Genomic DNA, 24,433 nt, shown 5'->3' with positions numbered 1-24,433 from the left:
CGCGCGTCACGTGCCCGTTCAGATGCTGACTCACAGCAAGACGATATGTCACACTCACGCGGTCAAGGGAGTGATTCCGATGCTGGTCCTCACACGCAAGACGAACGAAGTCATCTGCATTGGTGATAAGGTTCAGGTGGAAGTTCTGGAGGTCCGCGGCAACAAGGTGCGGATCGGCGTGCGTGCCCCGCGTGATGTCCTGGTGCTGAGAAAAGAAGTGACCGACAAACTCCACGACCCACGGCCTGACACGCCGGCAATAACCAGACTCCGCGACCCGGAACCCCTGACAACGCCAGGCTGATCGCTGCCGACGGCAACTCATGTCGCGACCGGTCGGTTGCTCACGACACCCCCGCGCCGTCCCGGACGAACTCAAAAAAAAACCGCCAGCGGCGTGATGGTCGCTGGCGGTAGGAATTGCAATGCGGAGAGGGGGGGATTCGAACCCCCGGACCCCATTTCTGGAGTCACATCATTAGCAATGATGCGCATTCGGCCACTCTGCCACCTCTCCATTTGCGTCCGCGAATGGACGCCGCAGGGATCGTTGAAATCCGTTCCGGCGAGCCAGCGGATCGGAAGTATCTCGACAGTCTCACTTCATTTCAAGTTCGCCGGGCTTCCGGCTGAACGGTGCCGGATCGCTTCACACCGGATGCCGGAAAGCGTCGCGAACCGCGGGAATTCGCATCAGCGGGTGGCCAGTGGCTTCTGTTTTTCGCCGGGCTGTTCGCGAAGAACTCGATTCAATTCGTGAGCGTCGATCGGCTTCAGCAGGAAGCGATCGATCCCGGCCTTCGCGGCGCGCTGACGGGCTTCAACGGTGTTTAGTCCGGTCAAAGCAATCAATCGCGGCGGACGACCGTCGGCCTGCTGCCGTATCTGAGCGGCCGCGGTGAAGCCGTCGATGTCGGGAAGCGTCAGGTCCAGCAGCACCGTGTCCGGCTGTTCCGTATGAGCCATCGCGACGGCCGTTTTTCCGTCGTGAGCCACCAGCACCAGATGACCGTGCATTTCCAGCAGCATCTTTTGAATCTGCGTGGCATCGCGGTTGTCATCGACCAGCAGCACGCGCTGTCCTCCCGAGCGGACCACGTCGGAGGCGGCGGACTTTTCGGCGGCCTGCCGCTGGTCCTGTCTGAATTCGTGTCGCTGCACGCGAATCTCGCCGCTGGACATTTCCGACGTGTACCGGTGCAGCGTTTCAATCAGCACGCGACGATCCAGCGGTTTCGTCAGATAGTCGTCATAACCCGCTTCCAGACACTTTTCGCGGTCTCCCTGCATGGCGTGGGCGGTCAGGGCGATGATCGGCTTGGTGAATCCCATCGACCGGAGTTCGCGAGCGGTCGTGTAGCCGTCCTTCACCGGCATCTGAACATCCATCAGAATGACGTCGACCGCCATGTTCGCTCTGCCGAGTGCGACGACCTGGTCGATGGCCTGCTGGCCGTTGGTCGCGACGCTGACGTCGCCGCCGGCTTCTTCGACAAAGTGCTGAGCCAGATGCCGCACTTCGCTGCGGTCGTCCACGATCAGGACATGAGCCTCCAGGTTCGGCGGCATCGAGAAATGGCCCGACGTGGAGAAGATCCGGCTGTCGTCCAGGTGCGGTTCAATCAGGCGGACGTTTTCCAGCGAACCGGTGTCGATGGTGACCGTGAATGTGCTGCCCCTGTCGATCTGACTGACGGCGGAAATGTCGCCGCCGAGCATTTCCGTCAGGCGGCGGCTGATCGTCAGACCCAGCCCGGTGCCGCCGAACCGCCGATTGATCGATGCGTCCAGTTGAGTAAACGGCTGAAACAGTTTCCGCTGCTGCTCCTTGCTGATTCCGATGCCGGTGTCGGAAATGTCAAACTGCATCTGCTGCTTTTCGGGGCGGCACCGCACCACCAGCTTCACACTTCCGTTATCCGTGAACTTGATGGCGTTGCCGACAAGATTGACCAGGACCTGCCGCAGCCGGATCGCGTCGGTCTGGATGGCATCCGGAATGCTGCCTTCGAATTCCACGATCAGCGGAATCTGCTTTTCCTGAGCACGCACGTCCATCAGCAGCCGCACGTCGCTGATAAGCGAGACCGGAGAAACGCGCTGCCGGTTGACTTCCAGCTTGCCGGCTTCAATCTTGGACAGGTCCAGAATGTCGTTGATGATCTCAATCAGAAAGCGGCCGTTGCGGCGAATGGTTTCGACGCAGTGCAGGTTGTCAGGATTGGTCAGGTGCTTGCTGAGCAGATCGGCGTACCCCAGGATCGCCGTCATGGGAGTGCGAATTTCATGGCTCATGTTCGCCAGAAATTCGCTCTTCGCCTGGTTCGAGGTTTCCGCCGCGCTGCGAGCTTTCAGCAGGGCGGCTTCGACTGTCTTGCGTTCCGTGATGTCGATAACCGTGCCGATCGCGCGGCGGGCGATCCGTCGGCCATCGCGCTTGATGAACAGAGTCCGGCCCTTCATGCGCACCCAGCGAACTTCGCCCTTGGGAGTCACCACGCGGTAGTCCACCGCGCATTCGCCGTTGCTGGCCGCGTGTGTGGAAGAACGAATCGCCTCGGCAACCAGATCGCGATCGTCCGGATGCACCAGGTCCGGCACGTGCCCGGCCTTCAGTCGCACTGGAGCACTGTCCGGCAGACCGAAGATGTCCTTCATTTCCGGCGACCAGACAACCGTATTCGATTTGAAGTTGATGTCGTACGTTCCGAAACCGGCGGCCCGGGCGGCGATTCTCAGCCGTTCCTCGCTGATTCGCAGAGACTGCTCGTCGCGGCGGCGGTCCGAAATGTCAATTCCCGACGGGATCATGTGAGTGACCCGGCCGGCATCGTCAAACATCGGTACCAGTTGAAAGTCGATCGTCATCAGGCGGCCGCCGGCGACGCGGATGTCCACGTCGTACCGCGAAATCTTGCCGGACGCCGCGCGGCGGATCGCGGCTCGCAGCCGTGACTGCACCTGACGGTCGTAACTCCACCAGTATGTGTCGGCGAAGTGTTTTCCCAGAACGTCCTGCGGCTGCACGCCGGCGGCCTTCAGCAACTGGCGGTTGGCTTCCACCAGCGTGCCGTCCACCGTACAGACACCGACGAACGCGAACAGCGAATCCAGCGTCTTGCGAAGAAACTTCTCACTGTCGCCGATCAACTGTTCCTGGCGTTTGCGTTCGGATATATCCTTAACCACGGATGTCACGCCCAGCACCTCACCGGCTTCATCAATCACCGGGTGATAACTGACCAGCCAGGTATGATCGGTTTCCGGATTCGCTCGGGTTCGGCCGGTGATTTCGATGTCCGTCACCGGCTGCCGGGTCCGAATCACCTCCCGATACATCCCTTCGATGGATTCGACCAGATCCGGCGGCAGAATTTCATGCATCAGCCGGCCCGCGTGATCCTGAACCGGAACACCGTTGATGTCTGCCAGCACATTGTTCACGCTGACGTACCGCAGGTCGCAGTCGACAAATCCCAGACCCACGCCCGAATGCTGATACACCGCCTGCAGTTGAGCCAGGCCCCGGCGAGCCTTGCGTTCCGACTGCCGCAGGTCACTGACATCGGAAAACGTGACGATGATTCCCGCCGGCTCGCCGTCCGAATCGCGGTATGGCAGGACTCGCCGCATGAACGACCGGCCGTCCAGAAGTTCCACCGCGTGCTCGATCGCCGTGGACGCTTCCGCCAGCGCCGCGGATTCCGGCAGCGCCGGCATCGTGACGGCGTTGTGAGTCAGGTGCCAGATCGGACGGCCGATGTCCGTCTTGATCAGGTTGTAGACCTGTGTGACGGCCGGAGTAAATCGCTTGATGCACTGTTCGTCATCCAGAAAGATGACCGCGATTTCCGTGCTGCGAAACAGGTTTTCCAGGTCACTTTGAGCCTGGTCCAGGGCCTTGCTGGTGGCCTGTGCCCGGTCGTCAGCGGAAGACGGCGCGACCGCCTTCGCTGTGCCGTTTGCTTCGCGTCCGTTTGCTTCGCATCCGCTGGTGTCGGTTCCGTTCGACTGCGATGCGTTCGGCTGCATTCCATTCGGCCGGGGGGCCGTTGGCGATGTGTCGACCGGCGACGATGATGTTGGCATTCGCGTGCTCCAGGCGATCAAATCACAGTGCCGTCACAAGCTGCGTGAGCCGTGCTGTTCCCGTCCCGATTATGACAGGTCCGGCCGTTTCCCACGAATATTTGTCCGGCGAATTGACCGGAAAAGTTCGCATGACGAGTTGTTTTCGGTCAGCCGGACGGATTCTGTCGGAGTTATTCCCACCGGTTCGGGAGCGGTGGCGTATGGAAACAGCAGCAGACAGAAGCACCCCAACAGAAGAACGATGGAACGCCGCCCCCGCGCGGCACCGCCGAATCGGTTCGCCGAAGGGCCGTGTGAAGAGGCTCGGCAACTGACACCGCACCGGGCTTCGCAGTCCGGCGTGTCGCAGGGGACGTGTGAATTCTGTTCGGCGTGTGCCGCGGAAGTCGGCGGGGCTCGGAGGCCTCACCGATTGCGAAAATTCTTTGAGAAGGCCTGGAATTCACCGGTACAATTTTCGTTTGTCGCGGTTTTTTGCCGGCGGGAGGCGGGCTGGTGCGAAGATCTGAATTCACCGAACGCTGTGTTCGACCGCAGTATCCGACTCTTTTGGCGGAGTGCGGTTCCCGTCGGCGAGCGTTTACGCTGATTGAGCTGCTGGTTGTCATCGCCGTCATTGCGGTCCTGATCGCGCTGTTGCTGCCGGCGGTCCAGCAGGCTCGCGAGGCTGCTCGCCGGACTCAGTGCCGCAACAATCTGAAGCAGTTCGGCATAGCGCTGCACAATTTCCACGACGTGCATCGTCACTTTCCCGCCGCTGCCCTGGCGATGGACACGGACGCTCCGGCCCTGAGTTCCCTGCAACTGACGGCGAACCGGCCGAATCCCGGAACCAGCGCTCACGTCGCTCTGCTGCCGTACATGGATCAGGCCAACGTCTACAGCCGCATTCATTCGTGGCAGGGTTTCGATCCGCTGCCCGTCTCCGACACCCGCCGCCAGCCGTGGTGGACGCGCGACTGGGAGATCGCTCAGGCAAAGCTGTCCGTGTTTCTGTGCCCGTCAGACACCGGCCAGTCGGCGACCGGGCAGTTTCTGGGACTGCATGTTCGCTGCAGTCCGCTGATCGGCGGTTCCGATCCGCTGAAATGCGACCCGCACGGAATCTTCGCCCGTTACGAATCCGGTTATTGGTTCGGTCGCAGCATTCCGGAAGTCGGCCAGACGAATTACCTGCCGTCGGGCGGTGTCCCCGGCGGGCACGTTCCGAATTCCTGGCGAGAATGGCGCGGGATGTTCGGGACCGGAGTGACCACCAGTTTTCGCGACATCACGGACGGAAGCAGCAACACGTTCGCGTTTCTGGAAACGGACGGAGGCCCGCTGTATTCGTATTTCTGGATCGACAACGGAGCGTTCCCGGTGGTCTTTGGATTCGCGAAACGGGGAACTCCGGACTTCCGCGACTTCGCCCGCATCAGCAGTCCTCACGAAGGGGGATTCCAGGCGCTGCTGGGCGACGGTTCCGTGCGTATGCTGTCTCAACACATCGATTCAGCAACACTGTGGCGCCTCTCCGCAATCGCCGACAACGACGTCGTCGGCCAATTCTAAGTCCGCCCGGCAAGGCCTCGGCCCCCCGTCATTCCCGCGCAGGCACCCCCGTCATTCCCGCGACGGCGGGAACCCAGCCGCTGCGCCCCGTCCGCTCCGACAGCGCCCAGTGCGCGGCAGATCAGCCGGCAACTCTGCAGTCGCGCGCTTGACACATTGAGGCTCGATGTCGTGAATTGAGCGTGTTTGCGACATGAACTATTCTCCTGACGGCGATGTATCCGGGGACTGGGAACGTCGCCAATGACCGAATCAATTGCTCACCGGACCGGCGGTCAGTGTGCCGACACGCCGGGCCTGAAACGCATTTCTGCAGCCACCGCAGTATCCGGGTCAACTCAACAAAGAAATCTGATGATGCGTTTGAACTCCCTGCCGGGGCTTGTGTTGTCGAGCCTGTTGCTGTCGCTGCTCACATGCGCCGCAGAGGCCCGGGCTGCTCAGGCGAGTCCCAACATGCTGGTGATCCTGGCGGACGATCTGGGTTACGCCGATCTGGCGTGTTGCGGTTCACGGGACATGAAGACGCCGCACCTTGACCGCTTGTTTTCGCAGGGCATGAAGTTCAGCAACTTCTACGCGAACTGTCCGGTGTGTTCGCCGACTCGCGCGGCGCTGCTGACCGGTCGTTACCAGGAATTTGTCGGCGTGCCCGGAGTCATCCGGACTCATGCTGAGGACAACTGGGGATACCTGGACCCGGCCGCGGTGCTGCTGCCGAAGATCGCTCAGTCGGCTGGATACCACACCGCGATTGTCGGCAAGTGGCATCTGGGGCTGGAATCGCCGAACACTCCCACGGAACGCGGCTTCGACCTGTTCCGCGGATTTCGCGGCGACATGATGGATGACTACTACAACCATCGCCGTCACGCCATCAACTACATGTTTCACAACGAAACGGAAGTCGATCCGGAAGGACACGCCACCGACCTGTTTACCAATTGGGCCGTCGAATACCTGGCCGACCGAAAGGGCACTGAACAGCCGTTTCTGTTGTATCTGGCCTACAACGCTCCTCACACGCCGATTCAGCCGCCGAAGGACTGGGAACAGCGGGTTCTGGATCGCGAGTCAGGCATTGATCCGCAGCGAGCGAAGCTGGTCGCACTGATCGAACACATGGACGACGGCATCGGTCAGGTACTGAAGGCTCTGCACGACAACGGTCATTCGCAGAACACGATCATCGTGTTCACTTCGGACAACGGAGGCCAGCTAGGCGTCGGAGCGAACAACGGACCCCTGCGACGGCAAACAATCCATGTACGAAGGCGGATTGAAAGTGCCGACGGCCGTCGTCTGGCCGGAAACGATCAAGCCCGGCTCCGAAACCGCCTTCGCAGCGATGTCGATGGACATTCTGCCGACGCTGTTCGACGCCGCGAATATTTCCATCAGCCACGAAATCGAAGGCCGCAGTTTTCTGCCGACGCTGACAGCTCAGGACCAGCCCCCACTAAGAAGCCAGTGGTTCTTTACTCGCCGCGAAGGCGGACTGCGATACGGCGGCAAGACGATCGACGCGGTGATCGAACGTCCCTGGAAACTGCTGCAGAATTCTCCCTTCGAACCGCTGGAACTGTACCACCTGGCGGATGATCCCAAAGAACAGCGAAACGTCGCGGACAGTCACCGCGACGTTGTCAATCGGCTGAATTCCGCCATGAGACAGCAACTGCAGCGCGGAGGCCGCGTACCGTGGCAGGCTCCGGAACGGTGAGCGCTGGCGCGAAATTCGGAAAGCCTCGCTGTGCGGTGTTGTGTGCGGCGGTGGGTTTGTGAAGGCGGAGCCTTCCCGGCAGTGCGTTCCTGGGCCGGAGCCCTGCAGCGAGGAATGCGGACGGGATCCCTGGAACGTGGGTTGAAGCGAACGTGATTCGAATAGATCTTTTGAAAGTGGAATGGACATGTTGCATGCCGTGATCATGGCGGGAGGAAGCGGGACTCGCTTCTGGCCGGCCAGTCGCGTTCGGATGCCCAAGCAATTGCTGAAGCTGGCCGGTGACCAGACAATGATTCGGCAAACCGTCGATCGCTGCAGCGGGTTTGTCGACCCGCAGCGGATCTGGGTCGTAACGAATGCCGTTCAGGTTAAGGAAACGCGGCGGCAGTTGCCCGAACTTCGCCCGGATCATGCACTGGTGGAACCCGTCGCTCGCAACACGGCTCCCTGCGTGGGACTGGCGGCCATCTGCGCGCTGCATGAGGATCCGGATGCCACGTTATTCATCATGCCGGCGGACCACGTCATTTCGCCGGTTCCCGTGTTTGAAGCAGCCGCCCGCCGGGCGGTCGAGCTGGTGGACGACAACCCGCAGCGGCTGGTTCTGTTCGGCGTGCCTCCCACAAGTCCGGCCACAGGCTACGGCTATATTCATCGCGGCGAAGCGCTGAACACCGATCAGACGGCGTTTCGAGTGCAGGCGTTCACGGAAAAGCCTCAGCGCGACGTCGCTCAGCAATATGTCGACGCCGGAGACTACTACTGGAACTGCGGAATTTTCTGCTGGAAGGCTCGCACGATTCTGGACCGGTTGCGGGAATTCGAACCGGACATGTTCGATCGTCTGCAGCGTCTGTCGAAGGTCATCGGCACCGAGGAATGGACCACGACGCTGGACGCGGAATTTCCCCAAATGCACAGCATCGCCATCGACTGCGCTGTCCTGGAAAAGGCGGACAGCGTCTGCGTCATCGAATCGCCGTTTGTGTGGGATGATGTCGGAAGCTGGCTGGCCGTGCCTCGACTGGCGGGAACCGACGCGGACGGCAACACGGTCGACGGGAAAGTTCGGACTCTGGACACCAGAAACTGCATCATTCGTTCTTCAGAGGGGCATTTGGTGGCGACGCTGGGGATGGAAGACTGCATCATCATTCACACTCCGGACGCTACACTGGTCGCGCGGCGCGAGGATTCGGAGCGAATCAAAGATCTTCTGGAACTGCTGAAAACCCGGGGCGATACGGAAGTTCTGTAATTTCGCCAGGCATCAGTCCGCGCGGACGAATGACGCATCGGAATGCATTCACTCTGAGAACCCCTGATGAACGACGACCACGCGACATCTGAAACGACCGGCGCCGAACATTCGCGCGACGGCGCATCGGATGCCGACGGTGTGCGATCTGCCTCCGACGCCGCAGAAGCACAGTCCGCGACGGTCGAATCGACGCCGACGGGGACGGAAATCCGCATTTCCGGAATGAACCTGTCAGCCGGCGGTCGACCGCTGCTGGTGGACAGTTCCGCCACGTTTCCCGCCGGGCAGGTGACTCTGATTCTGGGCTGCAGCGGAGTCGGAAAGTCGCTGCTGCTGAGAATCCTGGCGGGCCTGATCGACGCCGAACACTCCGCGATCAACTTTTCGGGAACGATCGATTTCCGCGTGAACGGAGTGTCCGAACGGCGCGACCACGCCGATCAGCCGGTGGCGGTTGTCTTTCAGAGTTTCGCACTGTTCGACGAACTGACTCCTTCGGAAAACGTCGAGATCGCGCTGGACCACTGCCGGCCGCGCGCAGCGGGTGAATCGTCAGCGGCGCGAGCAAGGCAACTGCTGCAGGAACTGGGTGTTCCCATTGATCGAGTCACATCAGTGCTCAGCGGTGGGCAGCAGCAGCGGCTGGCGATCGCTCGCGCGGTCGGCATGGAAACAGATGTCGTGCTGTACGACGAACCGACGTCCGGTCTGGACGCACGCACGGCCGAACAGGTGGCCGACCTGATCCGCGATACGCAGCGAAACTTTCGCCGCACGACCATCATCGTGACTCACGACTATCATTCGCTGCGACGGATCGCTGATCGCGTCGTCGTACTGAACCATCACACGCGAAAACTGGACGAACTCCCCGAAGACAAATGGAACACCCTTCCGGAAATTCTGGGATCGCCGCCGGCCGCCGATGATGCATCCGGAAAGAAAAAGACTGTGCCGCAGCGGATCGCCGGCACTGTCCGTCACGCGCTGGCCGTGACGGGTCACAGTCTGGAACAGGCACTGCTGCTGCCGTGGTCTCTGCTGCCTTTGTGGAAAAGTTTTCGCTGGGGACTGCGCAGCACGTGGCATTATTTTCGGCTGGTGTCCGGCATTTCCGCCTGCGTCTACATCGCGATTGCCGGCATGATCATTGGCTTCGTCGCTCAGGATTTTATCTTCCGTTATCTGCCGTTTCGCCAGTACACCGAACCGCTGCTGATCGAAAACCTGCTGCACGCCACCGGCTTTTCGCTGTACCGATTTCTGGTGCCGATCCTGTGTACGATTCTGATTTCCGCGCGATCCGGCGCCGCCGTGGCCGCGGACGTCGGCAGCAAGGTTTACGGCAATCAGATCGACGCCATGAAGACCATCGGGATGAATCCGGAACGATCGCTGCGGACACCGATTCTGTACGCGTTTCTGCTGGGAGTACCTCTGCTGACGATGCTTAGCTACGCCGTCGCCAGCCTGACCAGCGCCTTCGCATTCTTGTCGACGCACGCGGATTACGGTGTCGCCTACTGGGACGCTCACTTCCACAAGGAACTGCGGCTGCCGGAATCCGTTTTCTACAAAGGCAGCAACTGGCTGATTGCCAAACTGCTGACCTGCGCCGCGGGCATCGCCATGATCGCATGGCATTGCGGGTCGTCGCCAAAGCAGTCCGGTCCGGAAATCAGCAAAGGCGTGACTCAGACGATCCTGTGGTCGACGCTGTTCACGCTGCTGGTGCACTTCGTGTATTCGCTGTTCGAATTCACCGCACCTGTTTGACGTCGACCCACGTGAATTCGCCGTGCGCATCAAGCGGTGCGAATCTGACGACTTTGTCGATTGCGCAAGCCTGCGCTGATTGGCGGATGGTATCCGTCGTTTTGTCGCGTTGAGAAAAAGCGACACGCCGGGAAATGTAAGCTAAGAACCTGTGTCACGCGCGGGTCTCCCCTACCGAACATTCCCGGATCGAATTCATGACGTCATCATGCATCGCCGTCGAACCACGGCCCGACATCGTTCGCCCTTCGGCCGTGATCGACGCGGAACAGGTCGCGACTCACTTCCACGGACGCAGTCCCGTTCATAACAGCGGATTCGCGGTCGCGGCCTTTCTGCTGGGATCGGCGCTGCTGAGTTCCGGAGCCGCCGGGCTGATCAATCAGGTCATCTGGCAGCGAGCTTTGAAGGTATTTCTGGGCGGCAGCGAAACGGTTTGTTCAACCGTCGTCGTGCTGGTGTTCATGGCGGGACTGGGCGCCGGATCGTGGTGGAGCGGACGGCGGTCGGCCGGTCTTCGAAATCCTCTGGCGACATTCGGTCGCATCGAACTGCTGCTCGGAATCGTCAACCTGGGCATCTGCGGAATCCTGGCCGCTGATCTTTCTCACACGGTCTTCGCGGCTCAGAAAGCGGCTCTGTCGCTGGGCGTTCCGCTGCTGCTGATGTATGCCCTGGGAGCCGTCGTGGCCCTGTGCGTACCCTGCTTTCTGATGGGAGCCACGATGCCTCTGGCGGCTGAAGTCTGCCAGCGGAATCTGCGGCTGCAGGATTCGCGGCTGCTGGGCTGGCTGCTGTTCATTAACACTCTGGGAAGCGTTGGCGGAGCTGTCGTGTCCAGCGGCTACATGCTGCCGGAACTGGGTCTGTCACGTTCGCTGATCGCCGCCGCGGCGTTGAACATTTTCGCGGCCGGGCTGCTGTTCGCGGCGGTTCGAGTCGTTGCCCGAAAACCCCTGGCAGCGGAACCCGCTGACCTTTCGAACGCCGAATCACAGCACTCCCGCAACTGCGCGACATGGCGGCCGAGCGAATCCGATCTGCTGGCGCTGGGCCTGGGATTCTGTTCGCTGGCTTATGAAATGCACCTGTTTCGACTGATGCCGCTGAAGCAACAGCCGCTGCCGTTTACCTTTGCGGCTGTGCTGAGCGGTTTTCTGTTTTTCTGGAGCCTTGGTGCCGCGCTGAGTTCCCGGCGTTGCGGAATTTCCATTTCGCGAGGTCTGCAGCTTTGCGCCGCCGGTTGTTTGCTGAGCATCGTGTTTGCCGGCTGGGATTCCTGGTCACCGATTAACGGCGTGCTTTCGCTGATCACTTTTGTCGCCGCACGTTCTCACTTCTTTCTGCCGTGCCTGCTGTTCGGATACCTTTTCAGCCGAGTCACCGAGGAAGCGGCGAAGTCATGGGGCCGCGACGTGGGACGAATCTACGTCTGGAACACCATCGGATCGTGCCTGGGCATCCTGCTGATGACGTTTGTGGGCTACGAAATTCCGTTTTACCTTGCGATCATCGCCATCGCTCTGATTCTGCTCTCGCTGCATGCGTGCGTGCGTGATCACGACGGACGTCTGCCATCGGCGAGATCCGGTCTGGCGTCACTCGGCGCGGCGATGGCCATCGTGGTGGCGTGCCTGGTCACCGACACCAGCCGACTGCTGCCCGGACACCGGTTGTTCTGCGGACGCGACGGAGTGATCGTCGTGCTGGAAAACGGCGACATGATCTGGGACGGCCTGTGGCACTCGTCGATTTCCGACGGCACCAGTCATCTGGGCACTCACAACTGGAACCTTGCTGTCCTGCCGGCGGCCTGTCACACCGAATCCCCCGTCCGCGACGTCTGCGTCATTGGAATCGGGACCGGTATCACCGCCGCGACTCTGGCGAAACTGGATTCCGTCGAACGAGTCGATGCCTACGACATCAGCCGAGTGCTGGAAGACGTCTTCGCCGCCTATCCGGACGGCACGCTGAACATCACCAGCAATCCGAAAATCAACCTGATCTGGCAGGACGCCCGGTCGGGGCTGGAATTGAACCCGACAAAATACGATCTGATTCAGACGCAGCCGCTGTACCTGAAGCAGGCCGGCAGCGGCCTGCTGAATTCCGAGGAATTTCTGCGACTTGTCAGTCGCCGGCTGAAACCCGGCGGAGTCTTCTGCCTGTACTGCAACGGCACTCCGGAACAGGCGTTTCTGGTCAGAGAAACCGCGGACCAGGTCTTCGCCTATCGCGAAACGTTTTTCAACGGGTACCTGGCCATGCTGTCGAACGATCCGATTTCGCTGTCCGAAGAATCACTGCGCCACTGCCTGAACAGCGGCGACCCGATGTGGACCGAAGTCCGCGGCCATGCCGAAACGTCGACCGCCGAAAAAATCGCGGCTCTGCGAGACGTGCCGCGACTTCCGGGATTCGATCGCCAATTGACGGTCACCGACGACTGCCCGATCGTCGAATATCCGGTGACTCTGCAGAAACGCATCGCCGCCCTGAACCTGCCGTTCCAGCTTCCGGCACCGGATTCCAGCCACTCCTCCCGAACTGACGCCACCGGCGGGAAGCAGCACTAAGCCGTTCGGCAGGTACCACATCTTCGCAAACGTTTTGCGGCGCAGCCGTCGGAAAGTATTCGTTCGACGTCCTGCAGCATTCTGTACTGGCCGCGGCGAACGCTGATACTTTTCGCACTTCTTCATGCCGCGAGCCAGAATACCTCAAATTGCCCCGCTCGGGGTATAACGTCGTGCGTCCGGGCTGAGTTTGTCAGCAGTTTCCAATCGCTGCGCGACACGCTTTCTTCGAAGACGTGCTACCCGCGGGAAGAAGCAGGACTGATGCCAAAGTCTGGGCAAACGCGTGTGCCTCGTCCAGGAATTCGTCACCATTCCACGATCCTCGCGCCGTGACGGAACGCTGCGTGAGTTGCTTGTTCCGACTTTCGGTTTTGCGACAATTCGCGGTCACACACTGAAACTCACGGAGAGCGATCACGATGATCGATGCCAAAACGGATTCCGCGACCGACCGACCGACCGGAAACTCCCGGCCGTTTGCTCATCTGCACTGCCACACGCACTACAGCCTGCTGGACGGAGTCAACCGCATTCCGGATCTCGTCAGGCGAGTCAAAGAGTTCGGCATGAACTCAATCGCCATGACGGATCACGGCAACCTGTACGGGGCGATGGAGTTTTATCGCACCTGCCGAGATCACGACATCAATCCGATCATCGGGTATGAGGCGTACGTGGCTCCGGGACGCCGCACCGATCGCAGTGCAAGCCGGCAGAAGGAAGCTCAGTCGCATCTGACGCTGCTGGCGATGAATCGCACGGGGTTCGACAACCTGATCAAAATGGCGTCGGCCGCCTATCTGGAAGGCTTCCACTACAAGCCCCGCATCGACAGAGAACTGCTGGCGGCTCACAGCGACGGCATCATCTGCCTGAGCGGCTGCGCGTCGAGCGAGCTTTCCAAAGCGCTGCTTGCCGACCGGTCCGACGACGCTCGAATGCTGGTCGAATGGTACATGAAGATCTTTGGTGACCGGTTCTATATGGAAATCCAGGACGCCGGGTTTGAAATCCAGAAGCAGTGCCTGGAAATGACAGTGGATCTGGCGAACCAGATGGGACTGCCGCTGGTCGCCACCAACGACGCTCACTATCTGACTCGCGATGATGCCCGCGTCCAGGACGTGCTGCTGTGCGTGAATACTCGCACCACGCGCGACGACCCGAAGCGAATGAAGATGAGCAACGACGGGCTCTACATCTGCAGCCCGGATGAAATGTATGCCACGTTCAGCGGCCTGGAACACGCCGTCGCGCGGTCTCAGGAAATCGCTGACCGAGTCGACATCGAACTGCACGACCGCAAACTGTATCCGGTGTTTCGTCCGCCGGAAGGAAAGTCGGATATCGAGTATCTGAAGGAACTCTGCCATCAGCGAATGCACGAACGCTATGGCGATGAGCTGACTGACGAACACTGGAGTCGCCTGGAATATGAATTGAGCGTTATCGAATCCAAGGGCTATGCCAGCTACTTTCTGATTGTCTGGGACTTTGTGGAATTTGCCCGGCGTAACGGTATTCCCTGCGGTGCGCGAGGTTCCGCGTGCGGAGCGATCGTGGCGTTTCTGCTGCGGCTGGGTGATGTCTGCCCGCTGAAGTATGACCTGCTGTTTGAACGTTTCCTGGATCCCAGCCGCAACGAGCCTCCGGATATTGATATCGATTTCTGCCGCGACCGCCGTCAGATGGTGATTGACTACACCAAGGAAAAATACGGCGAAATGAACGTCGCTCAAATCGGCACGTACGGCACGCTGAAAGCCAAAAACGCCATTCGCGACGTCGGCCGCGCGCTGAATGTGCCGCTGCCGCGAGTCAATGAGCTGGCCAAACTTGTTCCCGACACGCTGAACATCAAGCTGAAGGACGCGCTGAAGGACAGCCCTGATCTGCAGGCCGCATATGACACGGATCCGGTCGCGCGCGAACTGCTGGATTATGCCATGGCCGTCGAGGGACTGGCGCGAAGCACCGGAACTCACGCGGCCGGAGTCGTTGTGGCCGACGTCCCGCTGAACGAAGTCGTGCCACTGCAGAAGATCACCGGCAAGCAGGATATTATCACTCAATGGGATGGTCCGACGATTGAATCCATCGGTCTGCTGAAGATGGACTTTCTCGGCCTGCGAAACCTGACCATCCTGGACAAAGCTGTACAGAATGTTCAGCGCACGCACCCGGATTTTGACCTGGAACACGTCAAGAACAATCTGGAAGACGAAGCCACATTTGCGCTGCTTCAGCGAGGCGAAACAAAGGGCGTGTTCCAGTTGGAATCCGGCGGAATGCGGGATCTGCTGACAAAGATGAAGCCCGACTGTTTCGCCGACATCATCGCCACATCCGCGCTGTATCGGCCCGGTCCGCTGGAAGGCGGCATGGTGATGGAATACGTCGATGTCAAGCACGGCCGCAAGCAGCCGCGAAAGGTGCATCCCGTCGTCGACGAAGTCCTGGCCGAAACCTACGGCGTGATGGTTTACCAGGAACAGGTGATGCGGATCCTGAACCGCGTCGGCAATGTCGAACTGGCCAATGCCTACAAATGCATCAAGGCCATCAGCAAGAAGAAGCAGTCCATTATCGACAGCTTCCACGACGAATACATCGCCGGAGCCGAAGCGAACGGAATCAGCACAAAACTGGCGGACGAACTGTGGAATCTGATCGTGGCGTTCGCCGGCTATGGCTTCAACAAATCACACAGCACCGCTTATGGTCTGATTGCCTACGAAACCGCCTATCTGAAGGCTCACTTCCCCGTGGAGTTCATGGCGGCGCTGCTGAGCTGCGGAATGGAGAGCACCGATCGTATCAGCGAACACGTGGACGACGCCCGCCGGCAGAACATCGAAGTCCTGCCGCCGGATGTGAATCGGTCGGATGTCGAATTCGGCATTCTGGACGGAAAGATCACGTTCGGGATGGGAGCCATCAAGGGCGTCGGAGAATCTGCGCTGCAGGCGATCGTCAATGAACGAACAGCCAGCGGTCAGTTTCGCGATATTTTCGATCTGACCGAGCGCGTGGATTCGAAAGCTCTGACGAAAACCATGCTGGAAACGCTGATTAAGGTCGGTGCGCTCGACAGTCTTCCCGGCAACCGGGCACAGCAGATGGAAGTCGTTGAACGAGCGGTGGCGTCGGCAGCGTCGCGGGCAAAGGACAGAGCCAGTGGTCAGATGAGCCTGTTCGGAGGCGACGATGACGATGCCGGTGAGGAAGAAGATTTTCAGGTGGCTCTGCCGGATGTTCCCGACTGGACTCATTCGCAGAAGCTGGCGTTTGAAAAAGAATCGCTGGGCTTCTATCTGACGTCTCACCCGCTGACTCAGCACAGCAAACGCATTGAGCGCTACGCTCAAACAAAGAATCGCGAACTGGGCGATATGGAAGACGGTGCGGTGGTGACGATCGCCGGCATGATCGGCTCCATCAAAATCGCAACCGCGAAGAAGTCCAACACCAACGGCCAGAACCGGTACGCCAATTTCGATCTGGAAGATGCGACCGCGATTGTCCGCTGCATCGCCTGGCCGGCGGACTATTCGCGGTACGAAGACGTGATCAGAACGGAAAACGTGGTGATTATTCAGGGCAAAGTTGACCGCCGCGGACGCGAACCCAACATTGTCGTGAACCGCATCCTGACGCTCGACCAGGCCGATCGCGAATTTACGACTCAAGTGGCCATCAAGTTTGAACGCGGGCTGCATAACCGGGACGACCTGGAAAACGTCCGCCAGGTTCTGGCACGCTTTCCCGGCCAGACCGACGTGGTGATTCTTGTGGATTCGTTTGAGGAAACCGGTGAATCGCCGGATGGTGAATCGGCACTCGTCGCGGAACCACCCGGTTTTGAAAACGATGCCGGCGGTACCGCCACACTGACAGTTGCCGAGCCCCGCAAGCGGCTGCGTTACATTCTGACGACGGGCCGGGACTGCCAGGTTTCCGTCGGACCGGAATTCCAGCGAGCACTGGCGGAGACGATCGGCGAAGGCTATTTCGAACTCAAAGCCGCGAAAGCCAGTCGGCCAGCGTCCGGATCAATCGGTCGGTGACCGGTCGGCTGTCGACGAAGTGGATCTGACCTTCCCGCAGATCCATGCATTGACAGCCCTGCAGATTGACCGGAGACGGCGGCCCGTCAAATTCGACGAAATGAATTAACGAACGGCATCGGCGTTTCGTTGCGCTTGCGCGTTTCGGAAAATTGTTGTTCAAGCGCTGTTAAGTTTCGAAGACCGGGGCGGATTGCCTGACATCACACAGTATCCCGTGGTGAAAGGACAATCGCATGGCATCGCTCGACGCTCTCCGGAATTCCTATGACGCGATCCGTTGCGATGCGGAACTGTTCGCCGGAGGACTTCGCGACCTGGCGCAGCGCGCCGCCGTGTACCGCCGCCTGTTTCGTGATTCCGGACGAAATCACGTCTTTCCGCTGATCGCCGCACATGGCGCATTGTGGGCGGGCGACCACTTTCGTTTTGGAATGAAGCTGGGAAGCTGCTGTTCCTGGCTGCCCACAACATCTTTGACACTTCGAACCGAACGACTCCGGCAACTGTCGGAATTCGCCGACGCGTTCCGGGACATCAACCGGTGCGTGTGCATCGAAACCTACACGACCTGGCACTTCACTGCGGAATTTGGAAAGCACCCGGATGCCGATCAGCTTGTCCCGCGGGAACTGTTGACAGCATTAAACGGTTGCCACGCAGCCCGGCGCAACGGCCATGAACTGTCGACAGAACAGAAGCGCCATGTCTTTCAGACGTTCTTTCTCAACGAACAGGACACCGTTGTCGGGCCTCGCATTGAAGCCGCGCTGCGGGCGTTCGACTGGCCGATGATGAAATTCATAGCAATACGGCCACTTGTCCGCTTCGCATACTTCGGCCGCCGACGGCTGTTCTTTCGCAATTTTTGCGACCAGCGGGAGCGGGTCACAAATGGACTGCGAGCGTTTGACATCGCAGCGGCAGCCGGCTGGGATCACGTCGAATCGGCTTTGAACGAGTACTGCATTCTTCCGGCATCGTTCTCCTCGAACGCTGACGTGCCGATTGCGGCCGTCGGTCGAATGGCTTTTGCCGGTGCAAATTCACGGTAGTCGTCACGAAGACCGGTCACTGCAGGACAGGCGCCGGTGTTTCCTGCGCCACTGCGGGCTGAACTTTGCTGTGAATCGAACAATCGCGTCAGAATGGCGTCTTACGCGCCAGCGCGAGGTTCGTGCGTCGACTGCGCGGCGGATCGTGGTTTCCAGGTCAGCAGAAAAACGCCGCAGCAGATCATCACCGCGGTGAATCCCCACAGCGGCATGCGCAGTTGAGCAATCCCGGCGGTGCGCTGGTCATACGCTTCCTTTTCCCAGCCGGCGCTCAGCTTGCCGATATCGGTACCCGGTTCGCCGTCGACCACGTACACCATCAGTGACGGCGAATCTCTGTCGAACTGAGCGAACGCTGATTCGCGATTCGTTGTCCGATCATGCAGGCGATATTCAATGGTGACGCACAGAACCAGCAACACGATCAAAAAGGCAATGGAGACTCGAATGGTCATGCGCTGTTCCCCTGAAAGAAGGCGACTGCGGAGTATCACCACGATCCCTGATCAACGACCAACGTTCCTCGGGTGAGTACGATCTCAGACACGCCTGGCACTGCCCTGCTGCCGGTCATTAGAAACTCAGCGGCCCGTTTTGTCGTTCGCGAAGTACCTTCCAAATCGGTTTTGAAGAAAATCGGCCAGGACGACATCTTCCTGTTTCACCAGACCGCGCCGCGGCAGCCGGCCGTTGACATGCAGGTCCAGCACCGCGCAGATTCCGGCGGCGGTGGTGAGTTGAATGGCGGCCCAGTGACGTTCGCCGACGTGCTGGTGATAGATCTTTCGGGCATCACTGACCTGTACAAACTGACCGTCGCGAGTTCCCGATACCGACACGAATGTGATAACGACGTCCTGGTAAGTTACGGGAACGGCGTCTTCCAGAAGTCGTTTCAGTTCCTGCCGCTTATCCGACATCTTCAGGTCTCGGATCAGAAACTGCATCAGGTTTCGGTGACCCGGATAGCGGATCGTGCGGTAGTTCAGTTCGCTGACCCGACCCAGCAGCGTTTCGCACAGGCTGCCCAGCCCGCCCGACGTGTTGAACGCTTCGTAGCGAACACCATCCAGAGAGAATTCCTGCAGACCTTCCAGCGCCAGAACGTCCAGCAACTGCCCGTCATGAATTGCCGAACACGGGTTGCAATACTCGTTGATCAAACCGTCGGTCGACCAGGTCAGATTGTACTTCAGCCGGTTGGTGGGAAACTGAGGCAGCGCTCCGACTCGCATGTGGACCTTGTCCAGCGATTCGAACCCGGCGGCGATGTCATGTGCCACGATGGAAATGAACCCGGGAGCCAGGCCGCACTGCGGCATCACGATGGTTCCGTCGCCGCAGCGTTCGGCCGTTTTTCGCACGGCCAGCGTGGTCTGGACATCTTCGGTCAGATCGAAGTAACTGACACCGGAATCCACGGCGACTTCCGCAACCAGAGGATTCACCGAAAACGCAAGTGCGGAAATCACACTGTCGCGGCCGGTCATCAGGCGCTTCAACTGCTGCGGATCGGAGGCATCGGCGCGAACGGTGGGTACCGGGACGAATTCCGACGTGAGTTTCGTCAGCGCGGATTCGCTGGCGTCCGCAACGACGACGTCGTAGTCACCGGAATCATGCAGGAACGCAGCAATCGCTCGTCCGATTTTTCCGGCGCCAAGAAGAAGGACTCGGTGCATGGCCAGTCCGGCAATCAGCAGGTGACAGCGCGGATTGAAAGGTCATCGATTGTCCGGCCGGCGCGCTGACAGGCCGAGCGGACATGACCAGTTCGTCTGAAGCATGGTCGCCATGCCGGACCGCAAATAGAACGGCCTGGCGGTCTGTGATTGAACGAGAAACTCGGGACTTTATCCGGAAACGGTTTGACCACGAACCCGGTGCCATCCGGCTATGGACTCGTCAGGAACCGGGGATCCGTCTTTCGGATGATGTCATTGATCCCGGTCTGATTGAAGCCGCGGTATCCGTCATTGCGTTCCAGGATTTCCAGATGGGAACCCACAACGCCGGACGCCGCGAATCGATCGGCCTGTTCGGGCGTGATCCAGCCCTGCTGAAGCGCGGCAGCAATGCGGGAGTCTTCGACGGCCCAGACTTCGCCTTCCGTGAAGCACTGCCGCAGGTGCGGAAAATCGGTGAAGGGAGCCATGCAGCGGATTCCGAACTGTTCCAGTTGCCGGCGAGCGTTGTCGAATTCGAACTGGCATTCCAGGTGATGCATGCCGGCTTCGAAAATTGCTTCGCCGTGCAGATAACACCACAGGCCGATCGTTCCGACAGAATCCCGCGGCGGCAGCGGTTCGTGAGCGATGTCGCCGGTAATTTCTTCGGGGCTGAGGTCCACGTCGGCGAAGATCACGATTCCGGTGACCGGCTGTTCCAGAACCTGAGCACCCCAGCCCGCGTCGGCTCCGGCATAGAATCGTTCGCGGCCGTGAAAGCCCAGCAGTTCCAGGATTCCAACCAGATGATGAAACGCGGCGCGGCTGGATCGGTAGGTGTGGTGATCGTGATTTCCCCAGCCGAGTCCCAGCGTCTGCTGCCGCATGTACTGCACACGGGCGGCACGATTGCGAGACTGCCAGTAGGCTCGTTCGGCTTCGAAGAACAGTTCACAGGTCACGTCGACTCCGATCCGGGAAATCATCGACGTCAGCAGTTCGCGAGTCTCACGAAAGGCGGTTTCGCGGTCTTCAAAACGGCGCCGGCGAGTCCGAAGCTGCTCACGACACATCTCCGTCAGCAGTTTGTCATGCGGCGACCGTTCAACGCCTTTTCTGGACGTGCGGCACCCCTGCCGTTCCACGACTCCGAAACTTCGGGAACTGCCGGAACGAACGCTGGCCGTCCGCCACAGGTCCAGAGGTTCTCCTCCGACGTCGCAGGCAAACCGGTGAGCGTTGGCGGTGACAAAATCGCGAACACTGTCGACTCGCAGCAGCAACCGTTCGTGTTCACGAAAGACCACCGGCGGCAACAGAGCCTCCGGATGACGAAACCAGCCGTCGTCGTCGCGAACATACCCGGCTTCTTCAATGCCCGTCACATCGCGCAGTTCGAAGTGGTCGATCCAGTCAACCAGCCGCGTACCCGTTTCGTCGCGCAGCAGGTTCTGAAACTCCGCAGCGGCGGGATTGTCCGCCAGGAATTCATCAACTCGCTCCCGAACCCAGGCCGCAGCGCGAGGCTGAGTTTTCCAGGAATGCTGCTCTGCCATGACTGCGACTCCGGGGGGCGAAGGTTGGGAGTTGAGAGTTGAGAGCTCAGATTTGAGATTTGAGATTTCAGATTTGCCCCGGCCGGTTCCGCGCTGTTCGCGCCGGAGGCAGATTCCTGAACGCGACCGATCCCTCACTTGCCGGCAGGCTTCTTCTGTTCCGGGACAAGTTCCAGCACCACGGGAGTGTCCGGCGGCGGGACACGATCCGTCCACGCTTCGTATGACTGACCGCCGTCGTCGGCGGAACTGGCTTCCCGGACATCAATCGTCGCGGCGGCGAAGTTGGCGACGCAGATCAGATAGCCTTCTTCCGCGGCGTAGCGTTTGTTCCCGGCGTTGTCGACTTCGTACTCATGACTGCCCGCAAACACAAACTCCGCCGTCATCGGTCGCGACTGGCTGGTTTCGTAGAACTTGTTGATCGCTTTGGTGTATTCGGCGTCGTCCCAGAGTTTCAACAGATCCCGCCGCTGGTCCTGCGACATCGGCCCGTACCACAGAATTTCCTTGTTAAACGGATCGTACCTCAGTTCCAGATGCGGCAATTCCACATTCGGCGGCGGCGACGGAAGCGGATGCGAATAGTAGTGATAGATCGAATGTCGCATCCACGTGCGCGCGTCGACGCGACGAAGATTGCCCGCCTTGTCGACCCAGTTCACGAACGTGTTGATCGTTGGTCCTTCGGGCGGCGTAAATTCCGGCGAAAACGCCACCGGCTTTCCCGGTTTCATTCCCAGCGCCAGCAATGCGGAATGAACGACGAACGCCTTCGATCGCACCCACAGAATCGATTCGTGGTGCTTAGTGCCTTCGGGACAGCACAGCATCTCCAGAGGACAGTCGTTGCAGGCGATCTGAGTCCTGAGCAGCACTCGCTTTTTCTTCAGGTCAAGGAACACTGTCTGTTCGGGATTCAGAGCCTTGCCGCTATCGAGCAGTTCCTGCAGTTCATCCGGCAGCGGCGCCAGCGGAATGGGCTCCTGCGGCCCTCCGGGAAGCGGCTTTTCCGCGACAGGAACGACCTTCGCGTCCTGTTTCGGGGATTGAGCTCCTGCGGTTCCTGCAAGCGACGCAGCCGCGATGATTGCGATCAGAAACCGGTATTGAGCGATCGACATGGGGTTGCATCTCGTTGAAAAGCGACAGCGTCGGGTCTGACACAACAAACTGCGGCGAACGCGCGGGCAAAGTGTCGTCATCACGCAACCGGCATCTTCACCATCTGCAGCCCGCCTTACAACATCGGTCGAGCCAGAACGGCGACGATGATCGCCGCGAGTCCGGACAGTCCCGCCAGCGCTGTCATGGGAGTCACATATTTTAGACCTTCGGCTTCGGTCATGCCGCTCATTTTCGTGATGACCCAAAACCCGCTGTCGTTCATCCAGGACACCGGTTTTGAACCGCAGCCGACGGCCAGAGCCACGTACAGCGGATGGACTCCCGCAGCACCGCCGGCGACCAGACTTCCGAAGATTCCCGCTGACGTGATCATGGCCACCGTGGCCGAACCCTGTGCCGTTCGAACGGCGGTCGTTACCAGAAACGCGGCCACCACCACCATCACCGGCGACGTGCCGGGAAGTTCCTGAAGCATTTCCGCAACGCTGGTCTGATTCATCATCCGCCCGAACGAACCGCCGGCCGCCGTGACCAGAATGATCGTTCCGGCGCTGGCGACGGCGGCTTGCAGAGACGCCGAAAGCTGGACTCTGGACGGTCTTCGCGTGAAGACGTAGATCACGACGCCGACACACGCCGCGATCAGCAGAGCCAGGTTCTTTTCTCCCAGCACGCCGACCGCCTCCCGAACTCGAATTCCCGCCGGATCGTTCAGCAGCCATGCGGAAACGTTCCAGCCGGCAATCGTCCACGGTTTCTGCGCACTGACGGCCTGGTCCGTGAGTGCTTCGGCCGTGATCAGCAACACGGGCAGGATGATTGGCATCAGCGATAGCAGCAGCCCGGGAGACGGTCGCACTTCTTCGTTCGGTTCCGCAGCGGATGTCGTCGATGGCTCGCTGTCGTCGCGCAGCGGGAGTTCGCAGCGGCGGTTGATCCATGCGGCATAGCCCAGCCCCGCCGACGCGCTGAACAGGCCGACCAGCATGCCTCCAAACAGCATCTGCGGAAAGCCCACACCGAACGCTTCCATGACAAACAGCGGGCCGGGAGTCGGCGGGACCAGAGAATGCGCCATCGTGGCTCCGGTGACGATTGACAGCACGTACAGCAGATAGTTCTTCCCCGTTCGACGCCGCAGAGCCTTTCCCAGAGGAATCATCAGCAGGAACACAGTGTCGAAAAACACCGGGATTCCCAGTAGAAACCCACTGAACAGAAAAGCGGCCGGCGCTTTCCGTTCGCCGACAAGTTCCAGCGACCAGCGCACGATGCGATCCGCCGCTCCGCTGTCCAGCAGACATCGGCCGATGATCGACGCGGCCACAATCAGTATTGCCAGCTTGCCACAGTAATCACCCAGCGCTGACGTGACTCGGGAAATGAAACTCGAACCCGCCAGCTTGCTTCCGGCGGATATGTTGCTTTCGCTGCTGAGAATCAGACGAGTTCCAGGCGCGCGCAGCGAACTCACGAACTGCGAGTCTCGCGATTCGTCAACGGTCAGCGAATAGACGTCGTCACGACCGGCGCCCGGCGCGTCGTGGCCAGTCGAATCAGAATTGACTTGCGCGTCGCGGATCACGCCGGCTCGCTGCAGTTCAAAGCCCGGTCCCGGATCAACGAACAGAACCCACGGCCCGGACGTCGGCAAAGCTTCCGACGTGGCGACGGTGCTGCCGTCATCGCTGATCGTGACATCGTGAATCGCGTCGGGCACAACGACGGAACGAGTCAGCAGTCGCGACGGAGTCAGCATGGCCACAGCGAGAGCCGCCAGAATCAACGCGACAAATGCGTGCAGCCGCAGACCCAGAATCCCGACGATCACAATCGCCAGCCCGATCGCCAGAATCAGCAGCGTTGCCATGATGAATGACCGAGGAAATGAAACAGGGGGCGGGCTCGCCCTGGCTTGACCAGGCGTTTGCGGTGCAGCATTTCCGGCGCATGGAAGCCGGTGATGGCC

The 24,433-nt window shown here is 60.0% G+C and carries 14 protein-coding genes and 1 tRNA gene; 8 read left to right on the top strand and 7 right to left on the bottom strand.

The genetic code is table 11. From position 1 onward, the window contains the following. Positions 1-79: 79 nt before the first annotated feature. Positions 80-304, top strand: a complete 225-nt coding sequence (csrA, locus tag R3C19_25035) for a carbon storage regulator CsrA (protein MEZ6063628.1) — start codon at positions 80-82, stop codon at positions 302-304. A gap of 124 nt (positions 305-428) precedes the next feature. Here the strand turns inward: csrA and R3C19_25030 are convergent. Beyond that, positions 429-517: transfer RNA gene (locus R3C19_25030), tRNA-Ser, on the bottom strand. Between the two features lie 176 nt (positions 518-693). Then, on the bottom strand, positions 694-4,089 hold the full coding sequence (locus R3C19_25025) for a response regulator (protein ID MEZ6063627.1): 3,396 nt from the start codon (positions 4,087-4,089) through the stop codon (positions 694-696). A 498-nt stretch (positions 4,090-4,587) separates the two neighbouring features. On the opposite strand from R3C19_25025, the gene R3C19_25020 reads away from it, so the two are divergent. The 7 genes from R3C19_25020 to R3C19_24990 all read left to right on the top strand — a co-directional run bounded on the left by R3C19_25020 (position 4,588) and on the right by R3C19_24990 (position 18,113). After that, positions 4,588-5,646, top strand: coding sequence for a DUF1559 domain-containing protein (locus tag R3C19_25020; protein ID MEZ6063626.1), 1,059 nt, complete (start codon positions 4,588-4,590; stop codon positions 5,644-5,646). A 243-nt stretch (positions 5,647-5,889) separates the two neighbouring features. Next, entirely contained in the window at positions 5,890-7,248 is a 1,359-nt protein-coding gene (locus R3C19_25015; GenBank protein ID MEZ6063625.1) for a sulfatase-like hydrolase/transferase, read from the top strand. Between the two features lie 308 nt (positions 7,249-7,556). Beyond that, the gene (locus R3C19_25010) at positions 7,557-8,630 is read left to right on the top strand and encodes a mannose-1-phosphate guanylyltransferase (protein MEZ6063624.1); all 1,074 of its coding nucleotides are present in this window, start codon (positions 7,557-7,559) and stop codon (positions 8,628-8,630) included. A gap of 66 nt (positions 8,631-8,696) precedes the next feature. Then, positions 8,697-10,409, top strand: coding sequence for an ABC transporter permease (locus R3C19_25005; protein ID MEZ6063623.1), 1,713 nt, complete (start codon positions 8,697-8,699; stop codon positions 10,407-10,409). Positions 10,410-10,606: 197 nt separating this feature from the next. Continuing rightward, positions 10,607-12,988, top strand: coding sequence for a hypothetical protein (locus R3C19_25000; GenBank protein ID MEZ6063622.1), 2,382 nt, complete (start codon positions 10,607-10,609; stop codon positions 12,986-12,988). Between the two features lie 422 nt (positions 12,989-13,410). Next, entirely contained in the window at positions 13,411-17,058 is a 3,648-nt protein-coding gene (gene dnaE / locus R3C19_24995; protein MEZ6063621.1) for a DNA polymerase III subunit alpha, read from the top strand. 236 nt (positions 17,059-17,294) lie between these two features. Then, a complete protein-coding gene (locus tag R3C19_24990) occupies positions 17,295-18,113 on the top strand; it encodes a hypothetical protein (GenBank protein MEZ6063620.1) in 819 nt (272 codons plus the stop codon). A 101-nt stretch (positions 18,114-18,214) separates the two neighbouring features. Here R3C19_24990 and R3C19_24985 read toward each other — a convergent pair whose 3' ends face one another. From R3C19_24985 to R3C19_24965, 5 genes are all read right to left on the bottom strand, one after another. Further along, positions 18,215-18,568, bottom strand: a complete 354-nt coding sequence (locus R3C19_24985) for a hypothetical protein (protein ID MEZ6063619.1) — start codon at positions 18,566-18,568, stop codon at positions 18,215-18,217. Positions 18,569-18,694: 126 nt separating this feature from the next. Next, positions 18,695-19,795 (bottom strand): saccharopine dehydrogenase C-terminal domain-containing protein, encoded by a 1,101-nt coding sequence (locus tag R3C19_24980; protein MEZ6063618.1) that lies wholly within the window; start codon positions 19,793-19,795, stop codon positions 18,695-18,697. A gap of 212 nt (positions 19,796-20,007) precedes the next feature. Then, positions 20,008-21,336 (bottom strand): hypothetical protein, encoded by a 1,329-nt coding sequence (locus tag R3C19_24975; protein ID MEZ6063617.1) that lies wholly within the window; start codon positions 21,334-21,336, stop codon positions 20,008-20,010. 134 nt (positions 21,337-21,470) lie between these two features. Further along, a complete protein-coding gene (locus tag R3C19_24970) occupies positions 21,471-22,460 on the bottom strand; it encodes a YdjY domain-containing protein (GenBank protein ID MEZ6063616.1) in 990 nt (329 codons plus the stop codon). A gap of 116 nt (positions 22,461-22,576) precedes the next feature. Continuing rightward, complete coding sequence (locus tag R3C19_24965; GenBank protein MEZ6063615.1) at positions 22,577-24,334, bottom strand: SLC13 family permease; 1,758 nt, start codon at positions 24,332-24,334, stop codon at positions 22,577-22,579. Positions 24,335-24,433 lie beyond the last annotated feature (99 nt).

The sequence above is a fragment of the Planctomycetaceae bacterium genome (assembly GCA_041398785.1).
Taxonomy (GTDB): domain Bacteria; phylum Planctomycetota; class Planctomycetia; order Planctomycetales; family Planctomycetaceae; genus JAWKUA01.
Note: the sequence above shows the minus strand (reverse complement) of the source record. Positions and strands in the feature narration are given on the sequence as shown.

Bases quoted from the DNA above. Each gene is read 5' to 3' on its own strand.
- csrA (MEZ6063628.1), top strand. From the start codon at position 80: ATGCTGGTCCTCACACGCAAGACGAACGAAGTCATCTGCATTGGTGAT.
- R3C19_25025 (MEZ6063627.1), bottom strand. From the start codon at position 4,089: ATGCCAACATCATCGTCGCCGGTCGACACATCGCCAACGGCCCCCCGG.
- R3C19_25015 (MEZ6063625.1), top strand. From the start codon at position 5,890: ATGACCGAATCAATTGCTCACCGGACCGGCGGTCAGTGTGCCGACACG.
- R3C19_25010 (MEZ6063624.1), top strand. From the start codon at position 7,557: ATGTTGCATGCCGTGATCATGGCGGGAGGAAGCGGGACTCGCTTCTGG.
- R3C19_25005 (MEZ6063623.1), top strand. From the start codon at position 8,697: ATGAACGACGACCACGCGACATCTGAAACGACCGGCGCCGAACATTCG.
- R3C19_25000 (MEZ6063622.1), top strand. From the start codon at position 10,607: ATGACGTCATCATGCATCGCCGTCGAACCACGGCCCGACATCGTTCGC.
- dnaE (MEZ6063621.1), top strand. From the start codon at position 13,411: ATGATCGATGCCAAAACGGATTCCGCGACCGACCGACCGACCGGAAAC.
- R3C19_24990 (MEZ6063620.1), top strand. From the start codon at position 17,295: ATGGCATCGCTCGACGCTCTCCGGAATTCCTATGACGCGATCCGTTGC.
- R3C19_24985 (MEZ6063619.1), bottom strand. From the start codon at position 18,568: ATGACCATTCGAGTCTCCATTGCCTTTTTGATCGTGTTGCTGGTTCTG.
- R3C19_24980 (MEZ6063618.1), bottom strand. From the start codon at position 19,795: ATGCACCGAGTCCTTCTTCTTGGCGCCGGAAAAATCGGACGAGCGATT.
- R3C19_24975 (MEZ6063617.1), bottom strand. From the start codon at position 21,336: ATGGCAGAGCAGCATTCCTGGAAAACTCAGCCTCGCGCTGCGGCCTGG.
- R3C19_24970 (MEZ6063616.1), bottom strand. From the start codon at position 22,460: ATGTCGATCGCTCAATACCGGTTTCTGATCGCAATCATCGCGGCTGCG.
- R3C19_24965 (MEZ6063615.1), bottom strand. From the start codon at position 24,334: ATGGCAACGCTGCTGATTCTGGCGATCGGGCTGGCGATTGTGATCGTC.